This is a genomic window from Luteibacter sp. Sphag1AF (assembly GCF_014192715.1).
In the GTDB taxonomy this organism is placed as follows: domain Bacteria; phylum Pseudomonadota; class Gammaproteobacteria; order Xanthomonadales; family Rhodanobacteraceae; genus Luteibacter.
On the sequence record NZ_JACHYH010000001.1, the window covers coordinates 1069235 to 1088087 of the forward strand.

Consider the following 18853-nt stretch of genomic DNA (forward strand, 5'->3'; position numbering starts at 1 on the left):
TCAACCCTTGAATCTGAATGCAAATACATTGACCGCGAAGGCAGCCGCGAGCCCGGTCAAGGCAGCAAGCGGCGGCAACTTCCAGTAAGCCAGGACCAGCAGAATGCCACCAATGTAGATGATCCATTTCAGGAACATCCCCATCAGCAACCTCCCCGTCGCAACTGTCGCACTGCCCAGTGTGCTGAAGAATCGCGCGGCGAACAGCGCGTTACCCAAAGCAACTATCAAGGCGCCCGCAAAGGCGGCCAGACCAGCCGACCGTCCCTGCAGTAAGAATGCGATGCCCACCAACACGGCCACCACCAGCTGCGCGAATACAACGCGCATGGCTAAACGACGACTTGCGGCAAGACTGTTCAGCAACGCGAGGCTCCCGTGAGGTTTCGCTCAAAGGCGGCACCAGATGGTTCAACGGGCCACGGTCTAATCTGGAAAAGTATACCAGTGCCGCAAACTTGCGGACAAGCTGCCGGGTGGCGACAAGACACGGCGGCGTGACGAAGATCGCGCCGGACGGGGCACATCGGGGTGGAAAACTCACGCGCCGGGCGTGGGCACCACCATGGCGGTCAATGTACCGGCAGTCTGCCGGGCCACATCGAAAATTTCGCCGGCAGCGGCAGTGGCGCGAGCCACGCCATCACGCTGGCAGTCACTTCCCTTCTCCCACACCGCACGCAACGCATCCGCGTCCTGACACACCACGGCGTCGGCAAAGAGGCCGGCCACCGATCGCGCCTGATCCTCAATGGCCTGCAACTGCAGGTCGGTCATGCGCTCCAGACCCCGCCACGCCACAGCCTGAGCCTGAGCTGCCTGCTCAACGAATGCGGCAAACGAACGGGTATCAGCGAAAGTCATGGATCAACCCGAGGGCAGAAGGTGCCCGAGTGTAACGACTGCTGCTGCGGCGCACCATCCGCCTTCCGGCACACAGCCACTCAGAGGTCGGCGATACCGAATTCGGCGCCCGAAGTGCAGGTCTCGTGGACCACGACCTTTACCAGGCCCGGCACGTCCACGCGCAGACGCTCGAAAATCCATCGGCACAGATTCTCGCTCGTGGGATTTTCCAGGCCCTCGATGTCGTTGAGGTAGTGGTGATCCAGGCGGTCGTACAGCGGGGCGAAGCGGGCCTTCAGCTCGGAGAAGTCCATCACCCAGCCGAAATGCGGATCAACACCACCTTCCACGTGTAGTTCGATCTTGAAGGAATGGCCGTGCAGCCGGGAGCACTTGTGGCCCTCGGGGACGTTTGGCAGGCGGTGCGCTGCCTCGACGTGGAAAATCTTGAAGATGCGCATGGGTTCGCAATGGCTTACGGAAAACAGCGCCTATTGTACCGGGCGACGACCTAGGAAAAATTCCTAAGTGGTATTCACAACACAGTTCTCAATTTCCGCCATTCATGGCGCGAAGTTATGGACTTTTCGCACGGATCGGGATGCAGTGGTATCTTCCGCAATCTTCTGCGACTCTCGTAAGTTCCCGGTGTCTCGCCGCCACGGAGGCTTCGATGTGCCTGACAATTAACGCGCTGCCTGGTCCGCCGTCACAACACACATGTGGATTGGCAGAAGAAGTGTTTGCCGCCTCGCCGCTACCTTGCCTTGTATGGCGCAGCGACGCAGGCGATGCCGTGATGGTCAACGCGGCATTCGAGCGGGAGTTCGGTGTGGGCCAGGGCCAGGCTGGACCGGCGTGGCTTTCCGACTGCATGCAGCCTTCCGGCGACGATGGCGAATGCACATATTTGGCAGGAGGCGCACCTCGCGGCCGTTACCGGGTGACCCGGCAGACGGTAGACCTGTCGCCCACCATCTTCCATGCCGTATTCCTGCAACCGCTGCCCGAGGAGCCCCCGCTGGGTTACGACCGGGCCCGCGAGGCCCTGACAGCACTGCGCCCCGATGTGTCGCTCACGCCCCGGGAAACGCAGGTACTGGACGGCATCATGCGCGGCAAGCTCAACAAGGTGATCGCCGGCGAGCTCAACATCAGCCAGAAAACCGTTGAGCTGCATCGTGCCAACCTGATGGCCAAGCTGCGCGTACACAACGTGGTTGAGCTGACCAGGGCCGTTCTGGACACCGGCCTGAACGCACAACCCACCGCCTCGGCAGCCATGACCGTCTGACGGCAATACGGATTCACGAACAAAAAAACCGCGCCGAAGCGCGGTTTTTTTTGGCCGGGCAAGCCCGGCGCGGTATCGCTATATGGTGGCTAGAGGCGGGCTCGAACCGCCGACCTCAGCATTATGAGTGCCGCGCTCTGACCAGCTGAGCTACCTAGCCGTGGAACCTGGTCGCCATGGGCCTTTCGGCTCAGGGAGGCCGGGCAGTTTAATCGGGGTATCGGTTCCGTTCAAGTAGCGCCTTGCCGGTTCTTTGTAGGCTATGGTTGAATCGGGCTGCGAGCACACGCTGCCGCGACCTTAGGGACACTTCCCTGGCCGCATGGCTCCGGGTGAGGAGGCGAGATGATCGACGCTGATGGCTATCGACCGAATGTGGGGATCGTGCTGCTGAACGCGGATGGCCGCCTGTTCTGGGCGCGCCGCGTGAATCGCGACGGCTGGCAGTTCCCCCAGGGCGGCATGCGCAGCGACGAAACCCCGCTGGAAGCCATGTATCGCGAACTGGAGGAAGAGACCGGCCTTTCGGCCCATCACGTGGAAGTGCTGGCCGCAACCCGCGGCTGGCTGCGCTATCGGCTGCCCAGCCGGTTTGTCCGCCACCATCAGCGCCCCACCTGCATTGGCCAGAAGCAGGTGTGGTTCCTGCTGCGCCTCACCGGCAGCGAAGACGCCCTGAAACTGGATGCCTGTGAAAAGCCGGAATTCGACCTGTGGCGCTGGGTGGATTTCTGGTACCCGGCCAACCATGTGGTGAACTTCAAGCGCCAGGTCTATGAACGCGCATTGCGCCAGTTTGCCCCGATGGTGGAAACGGTCTGCTCTGTCAGCGTGGGCAACTGCCCGCAGTCAGCCCCTCCGGAACGTGCTGCCGGCTGAGCCCGCCCGTTCACATTTGCGCGGTTGACAATCGTTCGCATTCGCGTTCAAAATCCGCCCCCATGTACATCTGCATGTGCAATGCCGTCACCGACCACGCCATCCGCCGCGCCGCGGCTGACGGAGTCCATTCGTTTGCCGATCTCCAGGCGCGCACCGGCTGTTCCGACTGCTGTGGCACCTGCGAGTCCGAGGCACGCCAGTGCCTGTCCGATGCGGTGAGCGAAGTCCGGGCCTCCCTGTCATTCGTCCACGTCACAGCCTGATCCAGGCCGCTTGCTGAGCACCGGCTCGCACAAGCGAACCATGTTCATTCTCGTTTCGCCCTCTCCTTTTTCTCTTGCGTATAGTCTGGCCTGAGCTATCAGGGAGATCCCTCATGAAGGGCGACGCGAAGGTTATCGAATTCCTCAACAAGGTCCTCTACAACGAGCTGGCCGCCATCAACCAGTACTTCCTGCATTACAGGATGTTCAAGGACTGGGGCTACAACGAGCTGGCTGACCACGAGTACAAAGAGTCGATCGAGGAAATGAAGCACGCCGATAAGCTTATCGAGCGCATTCTGTTCCTGGATGGCCTGCCCAACCTGCAGCACCTCGGCAAGTTGCGTATCGGCGAGAACGTGGTCGAAGCCCTTCAGGGCGATCTCGATCTGGAAATGGTTGCCACGAAGGACCTGCGCGAGGCCATTGCCTACAGCGAAGGCATCCACGATTTCGTCAGCCGTGACCTCTTCCGCCACATCCTGGCCGAGGAAGAAGAGCATATCGACTGGCTGGAAACGCAGTTCAGCGTCATCAAGGACATTGGTCCGGAGCGCTACATGCTCAGCAAGGTCGGCAAGATCGAGAGCTGATCCACGGTTTGAGAGGCCCCGCTGCAAAGCGGGGCCTCTTTTCTTGACGGGCGCCGAAAGCTGCGGGTATACCTTCACGCCGCCTGCACGGAATCGTCCATGGCCTCTACGCCGCCGCCCCGCTTTGTTGTGCGCACGGCCGACGATGTCGGCCGTCAGCGCCGTACGCGGCTGCTTCTGGCCGGAGCCTGGGCGACAAGCCTGCTGGTTGCCTGCCTCATCACCTGGGCGCTTACCGCCCACACGCCCGCGCTTTCGTCCCATCGCGGACAGATCGCGAAGCTCACCGCCCGGAACGACGAGTTGCTGCAGCAGCTGGCCAATGTGCAGCGCTCCGGCCAGGTCAGCGACATCGCCACCAAAGAACTCAAACGCAACCTGGCGGAGCGCGACGAGGAAATCAGCGGACTGCGCACCGACCTCGCCTTCTACTCACGCCTGGTAGGGGGAGGCGCACAGCGGGAAGGTCTGCAGATTCAGGACACCCGGGTATCCGCCGTCACAGGCACGCCACGGGCCTGGAATATCGTGCTGACACTTACGCAGAACGCCCGGCGCGGCGACGACATCAAGGGCAAGGCGACGCTCGCCATCGAGGGCATCCGGGGCGACAAGGTCGTGACGCTCGAAGGCAGCGCGCTGGGGGAAACCGGCCAGGGTGACGGCCTCGCGTTCTCGTTCAAATATTTCCAGCAGGTCCACGGCAGCTTTGTGCTTCCCGCGGACTTCAAACCCACCCGCCTGCGGATCACGGTGACCGCCGACGGCAGCACTCCGGTGACACGCAGCCTTGCGTGGGCCGAGGTCACTCAAGGCGAAAAGGAAAGCGATGTTCAACGGTAATCGCAAGAACCAGGGCCCCAGCGTCAGCGCGTCCGATACCAGCCTTATTTCGCGTGGCATGACCATCCGCGGCGACGTGCGCTTCAGCGGCACGCTGCACCTGGATGGCGTCATTGAGGGCTCGATCCATTCCGACGCCGGCGACCACAGCGTACTCACCATCAGTGAGACGGGGCGGGTCAATGGCCAGATTCATGTGCCGCATGCGGTCGTCAATGGCCACGTGGTGGGTGATATCGAGGTTTTTGACCGCCTGGAACTGGCAGCACAGGCCCGGGTGGAGGGCGACGTGCGCTACCAGGTGCTGGAAATGGCCGCCGGCGCCCAGGTCAACGGAAAGATGGCTCATCGCAGCCCGGAAGCCCCGCGCCATCTCGAAGGGCCGGTCGCCGACGCTGTTCCCGAACTCGCCGAGGCTTGACCTCCAGCCAATCGGCGCCATTATGGTCAGCATGAATAATCCGTTTCCCATGGCCCCCGACTACCGTAGCAGCGGTGCGCCGCTCGTTTTCACCGAAGCCGCCGCCAGCAAGGTGCGCGAGCTGATTGAAGAGGAAGGCAACACCAGCCTCAAGCTGCGCGTATATATCAGCGGTGGTGGCTGCTCGGGATTCCAGTACGGATTCACGTTTGACGAAGATCAGGCCGAAGACGACTTCGCCGTGTCGCGCAATGGCGTCACGCTGGTGGTTGACCCGCTGTCCCTGCAATACCTCACGGGCGCGGAAATCGACTACGCGGAATCGTTCAGCAGCTCGCAGTTTGTCATTCGCAATCCCAACGCGAAGACGACCTGTGGTTGCGGCTCCTCCTTCAGCGCCTGAGTGACTTCCCGATGAGCGTCGAACAGGAACGCGACCGCGCCGTCGCAGGTCGAGCGCGGCAAAATGTGTTTGCCGGCATCGACATGGATCGGATGGCCGAACGCCGCGACGACCGCCTCTGGGTCGACGAACTGGAAGCGAGTGCTGATTCGCACTTTCTCGTGCTGGACAGCGAGGGCATGGCCTTCAGTGCACCGGACGACGAGCGCATCGCATGGATGACACCGGCCATGCGCTCCGAACGCTTCGGCGATGTGCCCGCCACGCTGCTGGGCATCGCCAACGGCCGCGCGTACTTCACGCTGGTGGTCGACGAAGTTCACGCAGAAATCTTCACCGCGCTTTCCCATGCACGCCGCGTCGGATTGCGCGATGCCGGCCTGCTGTTCCCCACGTTCGAGGCGGGCCTTTTCGCGTACGCAAAGGGCATCACGCACTGGCAGAGACAGACGCGCTTCTGTAGCTCGTGCGGGTCGCCCGTACTTCTGGTGGCGTCAGGACATCGCGCCCAGTGCACCAACGCCGACTGTGCGCACATGCATTTCCCGCGCACCGACGCCGCAATCATCGTCATCGTGGAACATGGCGATGCGTGTCTGCTCGGCCGCCAGCGCGGCTGGCCCAAGGGTCGCTATTCCACGCTGGCCGGCTTTATCGAGCCGGGCGAATCGCTGGAAGACGCGGTGCGCCGCGAAGTCCGCGAAGAGTCCGGCGTGGAAGTGGCGCATGCCACCTACCACTCCTCGCAGCCATGGCCGTTGCCCGCGTCGCTGATGGTGGGCTTCACCGCCACAGCGCGCACCACCGATATCCGCCTGCGCGACGATGAGCTGGAAGACGCCCGCTGGTTCACCGCGCAGCAGATTGTCGATGGCATGAAAAGCGGCACGCTGGCGGTGCCGCCGCCACTGTCAGTGTCCTACAGGCTGATCGAACACTGGCTGGCATTGCGCGGCGTTGACCTCGGCGAGCTGACTGGCCACAAACAGGCGTAGCCAACCCCGCGGGGTTGGCTACAATCGGCGCGTCCCCTTCGGATCGCACCCATGGCTCTAAGACTTCTCGCCGCCCTCATCGCCCTGCTTCTGGCCTACGGATTGCCACAGCTGGCCCGCTGGCGAGACGACCGCTGGTTCCGCGCATGGGTGAATCGACTCGGAGACGGCTCAGGTGCCGCACGCGTCGCCGTGACCATCCTGGTTCCCGTGCTGCTTTGCGCCGTATTCGGGGCTATTCTCGGCACCCTGCCCTTCTTCGATCTGGCGTGGCTCGCCTTCGCCGTCATCGTACTGGTCTACGCACTGGGACCGCGCGAAGTCGAAAGCGACATCGACGCGATCCTGAAAGCACCCGACACGCTGCGCCGCGATGAAGCCATTCAGCAACTGCGTGCAGGCGACGAGCCCCTGCGCTGGTTCGCGCCGGCGCTTGTGGAAGCCGCTTTCTTTGCTGCCCTGCGTCGCCGCTTCGGCGTGCTGTTCTGGTTTTTCCTGCTGGGCCCATGCGGCGCGCTGGCGTACAGGCTGGTCCAGTTGATGGGCCGCGACCTGGCCTCGCGACTGGATGACGCCACCCGCGTCGTCGCACAACGCGTGGCTGACGCGCTGGACTGGGTGCCCGCGCACCTGATGGTGTTCGCCATGGCGCTGGTCTCGGACTTCGATGCGGTGGTGGGCTCGTGGCGCCACTGGCATCACCATTCGGGAAGCCCGCGCACACGCCTGGACCCAGACTTCCTCGGCGCCGTCGCACGTGCCAGCGTAGATGCCGACGTCGAAGCCGGCGATGGCTACGTGGAAGACGTCAGCGACCCGATTGCAGAGCTCAGCGATGCGCGCCGCGTCATTCGTCGCGTGTTGATCGTGTGGCTGGCGGTGGTGGCCGTGATCGTGGTGGGCGGCTGGTTCGCCTGACCCACCCCGTGATTACGCGTGGTCACCGCGCAACGCGGCCACGCGCGTTTCCAACGTGCTTGCATTCGCCTGATCAGCCGGCACCGGTTCGCCGCCCACCAGCTCAATGCGCGACCAGAATCGCCTTGGCACACGCATGCGATGCAGCGCGGTGTCGCGGCGACTGAAGATGCTGCCCCACATGCCGCGCAGCGCCAGCGGCACCACAGGCACCGGTCGACGCGCCAGAATGCGATCCACGCCCGGGCGGAAAGGAGCGATGGCACCATCGCGGGTCAATGCCCCCTCGGGGAAGATGCAGACCAGTTCGCCATCGGCCAGCGCTTCGTCGATGCGCTCGAACGCTGCTTCCATCAGCGCCTCATCTTCCTTGCGCCCCGCGATGGGAATCGCCCTGGCCGTGCGGAACACGAAACGCAGCACCGGAATGTTGAAGATCCTGTAGTACATGACGAAACGCACGGGGCGCCGCACGCTGGCCATCAGGATCAGCGGGTCCATGAAGCTCACGTGGTTGCACACGAGCAACGCCGCACCCTCTTCCGGAATGTTGCGCAGACCATCCACGCGCACGCGATAAAGCGTATTCACCAGCATCCAGGTGATGAACCGCATCATGAACTCGGGCACCAGCGTGAAGATGTAGATCGCCACCAGCACGTTGATAAGGCCCACCGCCAGGAAAATCTGCGGCACCGTGAAGCCCCAGCGTGTGAGAGCGATACCGAAGCCCGACGCCATGCAGATCAGCAGCGCATTCACGATGTTGTTGCCGGCAATCACGCGCGACAGGCGATCAGCTGGCGCACGGCTCTGCACAAACGCGAACAGCGGCACCACGTAGAAGCCGGCAAACACACCGATCATCGTGAGGTCCAGTGCCACGCGCCAGGCACCCGCTGATGCAAGGAATCCGTGCCAGTCCAGTTTCGTGACCGTGGCAAATCCCGTACGCGCGAAGTACAGGTCCACCGCAAACACGGTGAGGCCAAAGGCACCCATAGGCACCAGGCCAATTTCAACGCGACGCCCCGACAGCCGTTCGCAGAGCAGCGAACCCACACCCGTACCCAGCGAGAACAGCGCCAGCACCAGCGTGCTTACCGAACCGTCGCCGCCCAGGTGAAGCAGCGTGTAACTGGGCAGTTGCGCAATCATTACGGTGCCGAAAAACCAGAACCACGAAATACCCAGCACCGCGTTGAACACAGCGCGGTCTTCGCGTGTGATGCGTAGCACGCGCATGGTTTCCGTGAGCGGGTTCCAGTTGAAGCGAAGATCTGGCGCAGTCGCCGGAGCAACAGGAATGGAACGGCTCACGAAGTAACCGACCACGGCAACAAGTATGGTCGTGACCGATGAAGCCAGAGGCCCATATCCCGCAATGAGCATCAGCGAATTGCCCACGATGATGCCGATCAGCACCGCCAGCTGCGTGCCGGTTTCCACCAGCCCGTTTCCGCCTACCAGTTCGGATCGACTGAGCGCCTGCGGAAGAATGGAATATTTGATGGGACCGAACACCGTCGAATGGACGCCCATCAGGAACAGCACGACCAGAAGCAGCGACACGTGATGCGTGAAGAATCCGATGGCCGCGATCATCATCGCCACGATCTCGAAGAGCTTCACGTAACGGATGATGCGTGTCTTTTCAAACTTCTCCGCCAGCTGCCCGGCCGTGGCGGAGAACAGGAAATACGGAAGGATGAACAGGGCTGGCGCGAGGTTGGTGTAGAGCGAAACCGTGTTTGCATCCAGTGCCATCTGGAAGGCTACGAGCATGACCATCGCGCTGCGGAACGCGTTGTCGTTGAACGCACCCAGGGCCTGCGTCCAGAAGAACGGGGCAAAACGGCGCTTTCCAAGCAGGCTGAACTGGCTCATAAGGCCTTCATGGCGGAATGGTGGCGCCCAGCGTAACTGGAAATGATCCAGGCGTGGTTTACGTTTTCGCGACGGGCGGCGGCAACATCGCCGCCCGTGTGCGCCTCAGCGCAGCGCGCGGTGCGCGATGTCGTGACGGTAGAACGCGTCGGCGAAGCCCACGTGGGTCAGCGCCTCGTACGCACGGGCCCGTGCTTGGGCAAGATCATCACCCAACGCGCAAACCGTCAGCACGCGACCACCCGCCGACACAGCGAGGCCTTCTGCATTTTGTGCGGTGCCCGCGTGGAACACCTTCACGTCCGGGCCGAAGTCGGCATCGGCACCTTCAATGAGGTCGCCGTTGCGCACCTTGCCCGGATAGCCGCCTGCCGCGAGCACCACGCCCAGCGACGGACGCGGGTCCCATTCGGCATCGACGCGGGTGATATCGCCGTCCAGTGCCGCTTCGATCAGCGCCACGAGATCCGATTTCAGACGCAGCATGATGGGCTGCGTTTCCGGGTCACCGAAGCGCACATTGAACTCGATGACGCGCGGCGCACCGGAAGCGTCGATCATCAGGCCGGCGTAGAGAAAGCCCGTAAACGGCGCGCCATCTTTCGCCATGCCATCGAGCGTCGGCTGGATGATTTCGCGCATCACCCGGTCGGAAATGTCCTGGGTGACGACCGGTGCAGGCGAATAAGCGCCCATGCCGCCGGTATTGGGACCCTGGTCGCCATCATCGCGACGCTTGTGGTCCTGGCTGGTGGCCATCGGCAGCGCCTGTTTGCCGTCGGCAATCACGATGAAGCTTGCTTCCTCGCCTTCCAGGAATTGTTCGATCACCACGCGCGACGAGGCGTCCCCGAACGCCTGCTGGCCCAGCATGTCGTTGAGCGCGTCTTCGGCCTCGGCAAGCGTCATGGCGACGACCACGCCCTTGCCCGCCGCCAGACCGTCCGCCTTGATGACAATGGGCGCACCCTTTTCACGCACATGAGCGAGCGCGGGCGCCAGTTCGGTAAACACGGCGTAGTGCGCTGTGGGAATGCCGTGGCGCTCAAGGAATGCCTTCGCATAGGCTTTGCTGCCCTCAAGCTGCGCCGCGTGGGCGCGCGGTCCAAAGCAACGCAGGCCGGCATCAGTGAAGCGGTCCACCACGCCAGCCACAAGCGGCACCTCGGGACCGACCACGGTCAGCTCAACGCCCTCCTCCTGGGCAAGTTTCAGCAAACCATCGATGTCGGTGACCGCCACGGCGGCGTTGCGCAGTCCCGGCTCCCGCGCCGTGCCAGCGTTGCCGGGCGCCACAATCACGTCAGTAACGCGGGGGGACTGGCTGAGCTTCCATGCGAGGGCGTGCTCACGACCGCCGCTGCCGATGACGAGGACTTTCATGCTTTTGCTCCGGGAATAGGGGCGCGCCAACGAAGGCGTAACACCATATTGTACCGGGGGCATGCCCGGGTATCGCCATTTTCCCGCCCACCGGGGGTCGCAACGTCGGGGCAGACTCGCGCCATTCCACCCCGAGGAGCACCGTCATGCGCTCATGGCTCTATTTCGTTCCAGCCCTTCTCCTGCCCCTGGCCGCGTTCCAGGCACAGGCCACGACCATCAAAGAGCGTCCCGAGTGGGCCGCGATTTTTGATGACGCGAAGACCCGCGGCACCATCGTCGTCTACGACGAGCAGGCCGATCGCATGGACGTGTTTGACGCAGCCCGTGCCAAACAGCGCTACTCGCCAGCCTCCACCTTCAAGCTGTTCAACGCGATGGTGGCATTGGACACAGGTGCCGTGACGGACGAGTTCGACGTCATTCCCTGGGACGGCAAGGTGCGCATGATGGGTGGCGCGCCAAAGGTCGAATGGAATCGGCCCAACTCGCTGGCCAGCGGCATGCGCTATTCAACCGTGTGGTTCTTCCAGGAAGTCGCACGTCGCGCCGGCGAACCGCGCATGCACGACTGGCTGCATCGGGTGGGCTATGGCAACGAAACCCTGGAAGGCGGCATCGACCAGTTCTGGCTGAATGACACGCTGCGCATTTCGGCCGAGGAACAGGTCGCTTTCCTGCGCAGGCTGGCGGACGGCAAGCTGCCCTTTTCAGAACGTGCGCAGGAGGCCGTGCGCCGTATTTCCATCACCGAATCGCAGCCCGAATACGTTTTGCACGCAAAGACCGGCTGGTTGCCCGAGGCTGCGCAGAACGGCAGCAAGGGTCACAAGGCAGACGGCATTGGCTGGTACGTCGGCTGGGTGGAAGCGAAGGGACGCCGCTGGTTCTTCGCCGCGAACATGGATCTGAAGCCCTCTTCCGATGGCACCCAGCGCGTACTCATCACCAAGCGCGTGCTGGCGGCGGAAGGTGCGATTCCGCCGGTTCAGCCCTGACCGCGACCGATCATGTCCAGCAGCTGCCCACGGGGCAGCTTGCCGGTCTCGTTGCGCGGCAGCGCAGCCACCCGCCGCAATGGACGCGGCAGGAACACCGGGTCAATCGACGCGCGCAGCGCGCTGATGATGGCGTGTTCGTCCAGGTCCGGCGCCACCACCAGCGCGGCAATGCGACGCACGCCGATGATGTCCGTGTCATCGAGCTGGAAAATCACACCGTCCTGCACGCCGGGAATGGCGAGCAGGCGACGGTTCAAATCGCCCAGCGAGGCACGCTTGCCCGCAATTTCCAGCAGGTCGGTGTTGCGGCCGCAAAGGCGGAAACGGCGCCCGTTGTCGTGCAGCGTCACGATATCGGCCAGCGCGATGGGCTCGTCGAGCTGCGGTGCTTCCACCAGCGTGCCATCGGGTTGCGGGTGCAGATGAACACCGTCGTAAATCGCCCAGTCGTCCTCGATGGACGTACGGCGACTGGCGAACACGCAGGTCTCCGTGGAACCAAACACTTCGTGCAACGGCGCACCAAAGCGCTGCTCGGCCGCACGGGCAAGCTCCACCGGCATAGGTGCGGTGGCTGATACAAAAGCCGCCAGTTCCGGCAACTGGATATCCGATTCCACCAGAGCGCGCAGATGAACCGGCGTAGTCACCAGAATGCGCGGCGACGGAACGCTGGCAAGCGCCTGCGCCACATCCGCAGGGAAGAACGGCCGGTCAGCATGGACCGACACGTCGCTGAAGAGCGGCATCACCACCGACATTTCCATGCCGTACATGTGCTGCGGCGGCACCGTGGCCACCACGTGGAACGGGCCACCGGCAATGCCGGTCATGCGTTCCACGTTGCCCAGGTTGCTGGCATGGAAGCTGCCCCATGTTTTCACATTCGGCTTGGGCTTGCCGGTGGAACCGGACGTATAGCCCACCGCGACAATCTGGGAACGGGGAACATGCGGCGGCGAGAAATCCGCAGCGGGATCGACTGCGCCATCGTCGAGCATCATCCGCACATAGCCTACCGGCGCCGGCTCCAATGCCTGCTCACCCAGTGCGTAGCAGCCTGCATGCGCCTGCATCACTTCGTCCACGGCGCGCGGTGCGCGTGACGGTGGAAGAAGATTGACCTGTCGGCGCGACACCAGTGCACAGAAACCCACCAGGAACGCGTAGCGGTCCTCGCAGAGATTGACCGCGGCGGGAGCCTCGGGAAGCTGCGCGGCAACCGTCCTGACGTGATGCAGGAACTGCGCGGCGGTAACCGGATGGCCGTGGCGCCATGCGACGACACGATGTGCGGGGCCTGCCAGAAGGCTCAGTGCAGCATGCGGTTCCTGCCCCGCAGTTTCACAAACGATCGACACGTGCTTCAGCTCCAGGATCAGGCGCGAATGATAGCGCCGCTGAGCGCGTCGCGAATGATGGTAGGTGAGGCCAGGCCACCTGTGGGGCCATCGAGCACGCCATCGAGCGCATCGCCGAACCAGCCTGCCAGTGGACCGGTATCCCGTGCCGGCGGCACGCCATGAGGGTTGGCGCTGGTGGAAACGATGGCCCCTCCGAAGGCCCTGCAAAGCGCCGCCGCAGGTTCATGCGCCGTGACGCGCAGCGCGATGCCCGCATGCGCACCGGCGACCCACGACGGAACGCGGGCGGTACGCGGAAAGATCCAGGTATTCGGGCCCGGCCAGGAACGATAGACCTCATCAAGCACGGCCGACGGTACAGCTGCCATGTCGACGTACGGCTCAATCTGCGCCACATCGGCGGCGATCAGCAGCACGCCCTGCGTGGCAGGGCGGCCCTTCAGTGCGAACACTCGCTCGAAGGCCACGAGATTATGCGGATCGCAGCCCAGACCAAACACGGCCTCGGTCGGATACGCCAGCACACCGCCCTCGCGCATTAGCGCGGCGGCGGCATCCACGTCAGTCAGATCAAAGCGCTTCACGTCACGACGCCGATTTTGCTGCTGTCTTTGTTGCGGCGCTCTTGGCAGCCGTTTTCTTCACGGCGGTTTTGCCGGCTGCGGTCTTTTTGGCTGCCGCCTTCTTTACGGCCGTTTTCTTGGTCGCCGTCTTCTTGGCCACCGTCTTCTTGACTGCTGCCTTCTTCGCCGGGGCCTTCTTCACGGCAGTTTTCTTCGCAGCAGCTTTCTTGGTCGCTGTCTTCTTCGCAGCACGTCCACCGCGCGGCTTTTTCACCGGAGCGGCAGCAAGCAGCTCAAGGCACTCGGCCTCGGTGAGGGTCTTCGGATCGCGATCCTTCGGAATGCGAGCGTTCTTCTCGCCGTCGGTGATGTACGGGCCGTAACGGCCGTTCAACACCTGTACGTCGTTGCCGAAGTCCTGAATGATGCGGTTCGCGATAGCTTCGAGTTTTTCCTGCACCAGCTGCAAGGCGCGCGGCAGTTCGATCACGTACGGATCGTCTTCCGGTTTCAGCGACGCATACACGCTGCCCTGCTTCACGAAGGGTCCGAAGCGGCCGATGCCCACCGTCACGTCTTCGCCCGCTTCAGACTGGCCGAGATTGCGCGGCAGCTTGAACAGTTCCATCGCCTCTTCCAGCGTGATGGTGTGCATGCTCTGACCCGGACGCAGGCTGGCGTAGGTCGGCTTATCTTCGTCGTCCTTGCTGCCGATCTGCGCGTATGCGCCGTAGCGGCCCAGGCGTACCGATACCGGCTTGCCCGACTTCGGGTCTGCGCCGAGTTCGCGCGCACCGGTAGCTTCGCTGCGATCCACGCTTTCGGTCTTGTCGTCTACCAGCGTCTTGAACGGCTGCCAGAAACGCTCAAGCAACGGCACCCACTTCTCTTCGCCACGGCTCACGGCATCCAGTTCGTCTTCGAGCTTCGCGGTGAAGTCGTAATCGACGTAGCGGGTGAAGTGCCCGGAGAGGAAGTTGCTGACCGCGCGACCCACATCGGTGGGCTTGAAGCGGCGACTGTCCAGCAACACGTACTCGCGATTGAGCAACACCTGAATGATGCTGGCATACGTCGACGGTCGGCCAATGCCGAATTCTTCCAGCGTCTTCACCAGGCTGGCTTCGGAGTAGCGCGGCGGCGGCTCGGTGAAGTGCTGGTCGGCTGCGATGCCGGTCACATCCACGACATCGCCTTCAGCCAGACGCGGCAGGCGACGCTGATCGTCTTCGTCGTCGCTCTTCTGATCGCGGCCTTCCTCGTACACGGCGAGGAAGCCCGGGTCGATCACCGTCGTGCCGGTAGAACGGAACGAGGAATCGGCCACGGCAAACTCCACGGATACCGTGTTCAGCGTGGCGTGAATCATCTGGCAGGCGACGGTGCGCTTCCAGATCAGTTCGTAGAGCTTGCGCTGGTCGTCGTTGAGGTACGCGGCCACGCTGCGCGGCGTCAGCATCGCGGACGTCGGGCGCACGGCTTCATGCGCTTCCTGCGCATTCTTCGATTTGGACTTGTAGACCTGCGGACCATCGGGCAGCGCATGCGTGCCGTAGTCGCGGGCGATCAGCTCGCGAAGCTCTGCCACCGCATCGTTCGACAACGCCGTGGCGTCCGTACGCATATACGTGATCAGACCCACATTGCCTTCGCTGCCCAGCGACACACCTTCGTAAAGGCCCTGCGCGATGCGCATGGTGCGACTGGTGGTGAAGCCAAGCTTGCGCGCGGCTTCCTGCTGCAACGTGGATGTGGTGAAGGGCGGTGCCGGGCGACGCTTGCGCTCGCGACTGGTCACTTCGCTGACGGTGAACTTGCCGGCGGCTGCTTTCTCAAGCGACGAGCGCGCGGCCATCGCGTCGGCTTCGTTGGTCAGGTCGAACTGCTCGAACTTCTTGCCGTGCAGCTTCGTGAGTTTTGCCGTAAACGCACCGTCGGTGTGTCCCAGCGCCGCTTCGATCGTCCAGTATTCGCGCGCCTTGAAGGCTTCGATTTCTTCCTCGCGCTCGACAATCATGCGCAGCGCGGGCGACTGCACGCGACCGGCGGAAAGACCGCGCTGAACCTTGCGCCACAGCACCGGCGACAGATTGAAACCCACCAGGTAATCCAGCGCACGACGTGCCTGCTGCGCATCCACGAGGTCGTGCGACAGCTTGCGCGGATTGGCCACCGCTTCCTTGATAGCCTTGGGCGTGATTTCGCTGAAGACCACGCGTACCACTTCCTTGCCTTCAAGCAGGCCGCGCTCTTTCAGGATCTCGCTGATGTGCCAGGAAATGGCTTCACCTTCGCGATCCAAGTCGGTTGCCAGATAGATGGTGCTGGCCTGCTTTGCCGCTTTCGCTATGGCATCCACATGCTTTTCGTTACGGTCGATGACCTCGTATGCCATGGCGAAGCCGTGGTCCGGATCGACAGCGCCCTCCTTGGGGCGCAGGTCGCGGACGTGGCCATACGATGCCAATACCTGGAAATCGGTTCCCAGATATTTGTTGATCGTCTTGGCCTTGGCCGGCGATTCGACGATGAGCAGGTTTTTTGCCATGGATAACGCGTTTCCTGGTCCACCCGGCAAGGCCGCGGCGAACAGCCGGTTTTTGTTTGACGAATTGTGGGGAAGCGGGAGGAGATCTCCCGTCCACGGCGGGACGGCTTCACTCTTCTATATATCTAGTTAGAGACACAGCGCCGTGATAACTGTCAAGCGACAGGGGATTCAGGAAGCCTTTGGTAACGGTTACCACCCACGCCTGCGACCTGACCTTCCAGCTCAAGCATCATCAGCATGGAGGAGAGTGCACCGGGAGCAAAGCCCGTGGCTTGAACCAGTGTGTCCAGCGGGGCGGGATCGTAACCCATGGCGTCGAGCAGGCGGCGATATTCAGGATCAGACCGCCAGTCGAAAGGCTGGGAATGACGCCCACGTCCCGCTTTCTGGGGTGACAGCCCCAGCCGGGCAGCCAGCTCAGCCCCCAGTTCCCTGGCCGCGGGGGCCAGGGCCTCGACGATATCGTGCGGACGCTGAACCAGCCTGGCACCTTCGCCAATCAGCTCGTGGCAGCCCTCCGACAGCGGGTTGTGAATGGACCCGGGCAGCGCAAAGACCTCCCGGCCCTGCTCGCCCGCCTGGCGGGCCGTGATGAGCGAGCCGGAGCGCAAACCGGCCTCGGCGACGAGCACGCCCAGACTCAAACCCGCGATGATCCGGTTGCGACGCGGAAAGTGGTAGGGCTTCGCACCCGTACCTGGCGGATGTTCGGTGACGATCGCGCCCTGTTCGGCGATTCTGCGGGCCAATGCGTGATGTTGACGGGGATAGACCCTGTCCGGCCCTGTACCCGTGACGGCAATGGTGGGTGCGCCCGCGTCGAGTGCGGCTTCGTGGGCGGCGCCATCAATGCCGTCGGCCATGCCGCTGGTGACGATCAGGCCCGCGCTGGCGAGTTCCGCGGCGAACCAGCGCGCATTGGCCAGCGCGGGCGCCGTGGCTGCCCGTGACCCTACGATGGCCACCTGTGGGCGAAGCAGGAGCGACGCGTCGCCCACCACGAACAGCGCGGCCGGTGGCTGGGGAATGGACTCCAGTTGTGGCGGGAAATCCTCTTCCGTACAGCGCAGCAGCCGGTGCCCCGGCTCGGCCAGCCAGGCCAGGTCGCGCTCAAGCAGCGTCTCGTCCGGGGCATCCAGCCAGGCGCGCGCTTCATCGGGAAGCACCCCCGGGTGCCGACGCAGACGCTCCAGCGCGCCGGTAGCCCGCCGCGTGGCGACCAACGCCTCGCGCAGGGCCTGCGGAGCGAGATGCGGGGTACGCAAAAGAACGAGCCAGTCGCGGTCTTCGGTGTTGGTCATCCCGGCAGTGTAGGGTCTGAACTGGTTCGGCGCGGCATGGGATCCGCCCGCGACGAGGAGACGGGATGGAACGCGGGCCGCTGTAGCGCTGGCCAGACAACGTCAGCAGCGACTCGGTGCTGGCCCATGGCCTGCAAAAAAAACCCCGGTCTGGGACCGGGGTCTGGCGCCACCTGATCGACCGGGAGTTACTCCGGCGCGACCACGCGGTCCCCCTTGTGCAGCGGGCGCAGGCTGTCCATCACCAGTGCGTAGCTCACGTGCTCGAAGGTGCGGAACACCATCACGTGGCCGCCAAACTCATCCGGCAGCTTCACACTGCGACCCGTGCCGCGACGCTCGCTGTTGCTGGCGACGTCGTCGGGAATGGTTTCACCCGCCGACATCACGGTGAACGTGGTGCCGTTGTCGATGCCGTCCGCCGAACCGGCCGAGATGGCGATGACCTGGCGGCTGCCCACGGCATCCAGCGCGTCGGAGAACGCGATGACCCGCGGATCGGACGGCATGGACTTCGGTGCGTGCGGGTAGAAATACGGATCGTACGGCGCGTCATCCACAGGAAGCAGACGGTCGCCCTTGCGGATCTCAAGGGTGGAATCAACGAGGATGAGCGATGCGGTATCGCCTGCACGCAGCGTCTCTGCCGTGCCCACCACCGTCACTTCCAGGCCGCGCGAATCACCCCTGCCGAAGTGGCCGTTGTTGGTCGAATCCTCGTGCCAGGGGCTGTTGGACATCGACACGTCGCTGTCCAGCGGATCGGCGACGAAGCTGCCGCGATCCATGGTGCCCACATCCTTGAAGGAGCGGAAACGATGGGTCGGGCGAACAATGGCGAAACGCTGGCCAGGCTGGGCATCGAGGTCACGGGCGTAAATCTTCTGGCCCGGCGCGGCGCGCAGACGGCCCTCCTCGAAGCCGACCACGTACGGCGACTGCTCAACAGCATCCGGGTCCAGAACGCGGGTGTCCTTGAGGAACATGCGCAGTTCGTTCAGCGGAATGGCCGTGATGGGCTCGCCCTCTTCACGTACGCGCGGCTGCAGACCCAGATGCGGGCTGTTGCCCGACATCGACAGATTGAGCACGTCGCCCGGATAAATCTTGTGCGGGTTGCTGACCTGGGGATTCGCCTGCCAGATTTCCGGCCAGAGCCAGGGTTTGCTGAGGAAGCGTGCCGAAATGCCCCACAGCGTGTCACCCTTGCGCACCGTGTAGGTGTCCGGGTGATCGGGGCGGAGCTGGGCTGCGGCTGCGTAAACGGCCACAGTAAAGAACATGCCGCCCAGCAGCATGGCGAACTTCTTGATCATGCGGGATTTCCCCCTTCCCCGGTGCTGTC

At 63.4% G+C, this 18853-nt stretch carries 20 protein-coding genes and 1 tRNA gene; 10 read left to right on the forward strand and 11 right to left on the reverse strand.

Going from position 1 to position 18853, the window contains the following annotated elements:
- The 3 genes from FHW69_RS04865 to queD all read right to left on the reverse strand — a co-directional run bounded on the left by FHW69_RS04865 (nucleotide 1) and on the right by queD (nucleotide 1307).
- Nucleotides 1–366, reverse strand: coding sequence for an ATP synthase subunit I (locus tag FHW69_RS04865; RefSeq protein WP_183421863.1), 366 nt, complete (start codon nucleotides 364–366; stop codon nucleotides 1–3).
- A 174-nt stretch (nucleotides 367–540) separates the two neighbouring features.
- Complete coding sequence (locus FHW69_RS04870; protein WP_183421864.1) at nucleotides 541–864, reverse strand: phasin family protein; 324 nt, start codon at nucleotides 862–864, stop codon at nucleotides 541–543.
- Nucleotides 865–944: 80 nt separating this feature from the next.
- Nucleotides 945–1307, reverse strand: coding sequence for a 6-carboxytetrahydropterin synthase QueD (gene queD / locus FHW69_RS04875; RefSeq protein WP_183421865.1), 363 nt, complete (start codon nucleotides 1305–1307; stop codon nucleotides 945–947).
- A 212-nt stretch (nucleotides 1308–1519) separates the two neighbouring features.
- Between queD and FHW69_RS19145 the strand changes: the two genes are divergently transcribed.
- Nucleotides 1520–2140: a LuxR C-terminal-related transcriptional regulator gene (locus tag FHW69_RS19145; RefSeq protein ID WP_183421866.1), complete on the forward strand. Its 621-nt coding sequence runs from the start codon at nucleotides 1520–1522 to the stop codon at nucleotides 2138–2140.
- A gap of 83 nt (nucleotides 2141–2223) precedes the next feature.
- Here FHW69_RS19145 and FHW69_RS04885 read toward each other — a convergent pair.
- Nucleotides 2224–2300, reverse strand: a tRNA-Met gene (locus FHW69_RS04885).
- A gap of 185 nt (nucleotides 2301–2485) precedes the next feature.
- Here FHW69_RS04885 and FHW69_RS04890 point away from each other — a divergent pair.
- From FHW69_RS04890 to FHW69_RS04925, 8 genes are all read left to right on the forward strand, one after another.
- On the forward strand, nucleotides 2486–3019 hold the full coding sequence (locus tag FHW69_RS04890) for an RNA pyrophosphohydrolase (RefSeq protein WP_183421867.1): 534 nt from the start codon (nucleotides 2486–2488) through the stop codon (nucleotides 3017–3019).
- Nucleotides 3020–3081: 62 nt separating this feature from the next.
- Nucleotides 3082–3285: a (2Fe-2S)-binding protein gene (locus tag FHW69_RS04895; protein ID WP_183421868.1), complete on the forward strand. Its 204-nt coding sequence runs from the start codon at nucleotides 3082–3084 to the stop codon at nucleotides 3283–3285.
- A 113-nt stretch (nucleotides 3286–3398) separates the two neighbouring features.
- Nucleotides 3399–3878, forward strand: coding sequence for a bacterioferritin (bfr, locus tag FHW69_RS04900; protein ID WP_183421869.1), 480 nt, complete (start codon nucleotides 3399–3401; stop codon nucleotides 3876–3878).
- 99 nt (nucleotides 3879–3977) lie between these two features.
- A complete protein-coding gene (locus FHW69_RS04905; RefSeq protein ID WP_183421870.1) occupies nucleotides 3978–4721 on the forward strand; it encodes a DUF6776 family protein in 744 nt (247 codons plus the stop codon).
- Nucleotides 4708–5142: a polymer-forming cytoskeletal protein gene (locus FHW69_RS04910; RefSeq protein ID WP_183421871.1), complete on the forward strand. Its 435-nt coding sequence runs from the start codon at nucleotides 4708–4710 to the stop codon at nucleotides 5140–5142. Before FHW69_RS04905 ends, FHW69_RS04910 begins: the two co-directional genes overlap by 14 nt.
- 31 nt (nucleotides 5143–5173) lie before the next feature.
- A complete protein-coding gene (gene erpA, locus FHW69_RS04915; RefSeq protein ID WP_255494509.1) occupies nucleotides 5174–5545 on the forward strand; it encodes an iron-sulfur cluster insertion protein ErpA in 372 nt (123 codons plus the stop codon).
- Between the two features lie 11 nt (nucleotides 5546–5556).
- Nucleotides 5557–6540 carry an NAD(+) diphosphatase gene (gene nudC, locus FHW69_RS04920; RefSeq protein WP_183421873.1) on the forward strand — a complete coding sequence of 328 codons (984 nt, stop codon included), beginning with the start codon at nucleotides 5557–5559 and terminating at the stop codon, nucleotides 6538–6540.
- Between the two features lie 51 nt (nucleotides 6541–6591).
- Nucleotides 6592–7458 carry a beta-lactamase induction protein gene (locus FHW69_RS04925; RefSeq protein ID WP_183421874.1) on the forward strand — a complete coding sequence of 289 codons (867 nt, stop codon included), beginning with the start codon at nucleotides 6592–6594 and terminating at the stop codon, nucleotides 7456–7458.
- A 12-nt stretch (nucleotides 7459–7470) separates the two neighbouring features.
- Here FHW69_RS04925 and FHW69_RS04930 read toward each other — a convergent pair whose 3' ends face one another.
- A complete protein-coding gene (locus FHW69_RS04930; RefSeq protein WP_183421875.1) occupies nucleotides 7471–9345 on the reverse strand; it encodes an MFS transporter in 1875 nt (624 codons plus the stop codon).
- 105 nt (nucleotides 9346–9450) lie between these two features.
- Nucleotides 9451–10728: a phosphoribosylamine--glycine ligase gene (purD, locus tag FHW69_RS04935; protein ID WP_183421876.1), complete on the reverse strand. Its 1278-nt coding sequence runs from the start codon at nucleotides 10726–10728 to the stop codon at nucleotides 9451–9453.
- A gap of 146 nt (nucleotides 10729–10874) precedes the next feature.
- Between purD and blaOXA the strand changes: the two genes are divergently transcribed.
- Nucleotides 10875–11726: a class D beta-lactamase gene (gene blaOXA, locus FHW69_RS04940; protein WP_183421877.1), complete on the forward strand. Its 852-nt coding sequence runs from the start codon at nucleotides 10875–10877 to the stop codon at nucleotides 11724–11726.
- Here blaOXA and FHW69_RS04945 read toward each other — a convergent pair.
- The 5 genes from FHW69_RS04945 to FHW69_RS04965 form a co-directional block, all read right to left on the reverse strand.
- On the reverse strand, nucleotides 11717–13036 hold the full coding sequence (locus tag FHW69_RS04945; RefSeq protein ID WP_305067775.1) for an AMP-binding protein: 1320 nt from the start codon (nucleotides 13034–13036) through the stop codon (nucleotides 11717–11719). The genes blaOXA and FHW69_RS04945 overlap by 10 nt on opposite strands.
- A 71-nt stretch (nucleotides 13037–13107) precedes the next feature.
- A complete protein-coding gene (locus tag FHW69_RS04950; protein WP_183422283.1) occupies nucleotides 13108–13632 on the reverse strand; it encodes a Sua5/YciO/YrdC/YwlC family protein in 525 nt (174 codons plus the stop codon).
- Between the two features lie 46 nt (nucleotides 13633–13678).
- Nucleotides 13679–16204, reverse strand: a complete 2526-nt coding sequence (locus FHW69_RS04955; RefSeq protein ID WP_183421879.1) for a DNA topoisomerase I — start codon at nucleotides 16202–16204, stop codon at nucleotides 13679–13681.
- A gap of 155 nt (nucleotides 16205–16359) precedes the next feature.
- Complete coding sequence (gene dprA, locus FHW69_RS04960) at nucleotides 16360–17508, reverse strand: DNA-processing protein DprA (RefSeq protein ID WP_183421880.1); 1149 nt, start codon at nucleotides 17506–17508, stop codon at nucleotides 16360–16362.
- Nucleotides 17509–17696: 188 nt separating this feature from the next.
- Nucleotides 17697–18824, reverse strand: coding sequence for a LysM domain-containing protein (locus tag FHW69_RS04965; RefSeq protein ID WP_183421881.1), 1128 nt, complete (start codon nucleotides 18822–18824; stop codon nucleotides 17697–17699).
- Nucleotides 18825–18853 lie beyond the last annotated feature (29 nt).

Bases quoted from the DNA above. Each gene is read 5' to 3' on its own strand.
- queD (WP_183421865.1), bottom strand. From the start codon at position 1,307: ATGCGCATCTTCAAGATTTTCCACGTCGAGGCAGCGCACCGCCTGCCA.
- FHW69_RS04925 (WP_183421874.1), top strand. From the start codon at position 6,592: ATGGCTCTAAGACTTCTCGCCGCCCTCATCGCCCTGCTTCTGGCCTAC.
- FHW69_RS04910 (WP_183421871.1), top strand. From the start codon at position 4,708: ATGTTCAACGGTAATCGCAAGAACCAGGGCCCCAGCGTCAGCGCGTCC.
- FHW69_RS04965 (WP_183421881.1), bottom strand. From the start codon at position 18,824: ATGATCAAGAAGTTCGCCATGCTGCTGGGCGGCATGTTCTTTACTGTG.
- bfr (WP_183421869.1), top strand. From the start codon at position 3,399: ATGAAGGGCGACGCGAAGGTTATCGAATTCCTCAACAAGGTCCTCTAC.
- erpA (WP_255494509.1), top strand. From the start codon at position 5,174: ATGAATAATCCGTTTCCCATGGCCCCCGACTACCGTAGCAGCGGTGCG.
- FHW69_RS19145 (WP_183421866.1), top strand. From the start codon at position 1,520: ATGTGCCTGACAATTAACGCGCTGCCTGGTCCGCCGTCACAACACACA.
- FHW69_RS04955 (WP_183421879.1), bottom strand. From the start codon at position 16,204: ATGGCAAAAAACCTGCTCATCGTCGAATCGCCGGCCAAGGCCAAGACG.
- FHW69_RS04870 (WP_183421864.1), bottom strand. From the start codon at position 864: ATGACTTTCGCTGATACCCGTTCGTTTGCCGCATTCGTTGAGCAGGCA.
- nudC (WP_183421873.1), top strand. From the start codon at position 5,557: ATGAGCGTCGAACAGGAACGCGACCGCGCCGTCGCAGGTCGAGCGCGG.
- FHW69_RS04895 (WP_183421868.1), top strand. From the start codon at position 3,082: ATGTACATCTGCATGTGCAATGCCGTCACCGACCACGCCATCCGCCGC.
- FHW69_RS04905 (WP_183421870.1), top strand. From the start codon at position 3,978: ATGGCCTCTACGCCGCCGCCCCGCTTTGTTGTGCGCACGGCCGACGAT.
- purD (WP_183421876.1), bottom strand. From the start codon at position 10,728: ATGAAAGTCCTCGTCATCGGCAGCGGCGGTCGTGAGCACGCCCTCGCA.
- FHW69_RS04950 (WP_183422283.1), bottom strand. From the start codon at position 13,632: ATGCGCGAGGGCGGTGTGCTGGCGTATCCGACCGAGGCCGTGTTTGGT.
- FHW69_RS04930 (WP_183421875.1), bottom strand. From the start codon at position 9,345: ATGAGCCAGTTCAGCCTGCTTGGAAAGCGCCGTTTTGCCCCGTTCTTC.
- blaOXA (WP_183421877.1), top strand. From the start codon at position 10,875: ATGCGCTCATGGCTCTATTTCGTTCCAGCCCTTCTCCTGCCCCTGGCC.
- FHW69_RS04890 (WP_183421867.1), top strand. From the start codon at position 2,486: ATGATCGACGCTGATGGCTATCGACCGAATGTGGGGATCGTGCTGCTG.
- dprA (WP_183421880.1), bottom strand. From the start codon at position 17,508: ATGACCAACACCGAAGACCGCGACTGGCTCGTTCTTTTGCGTACCCCG.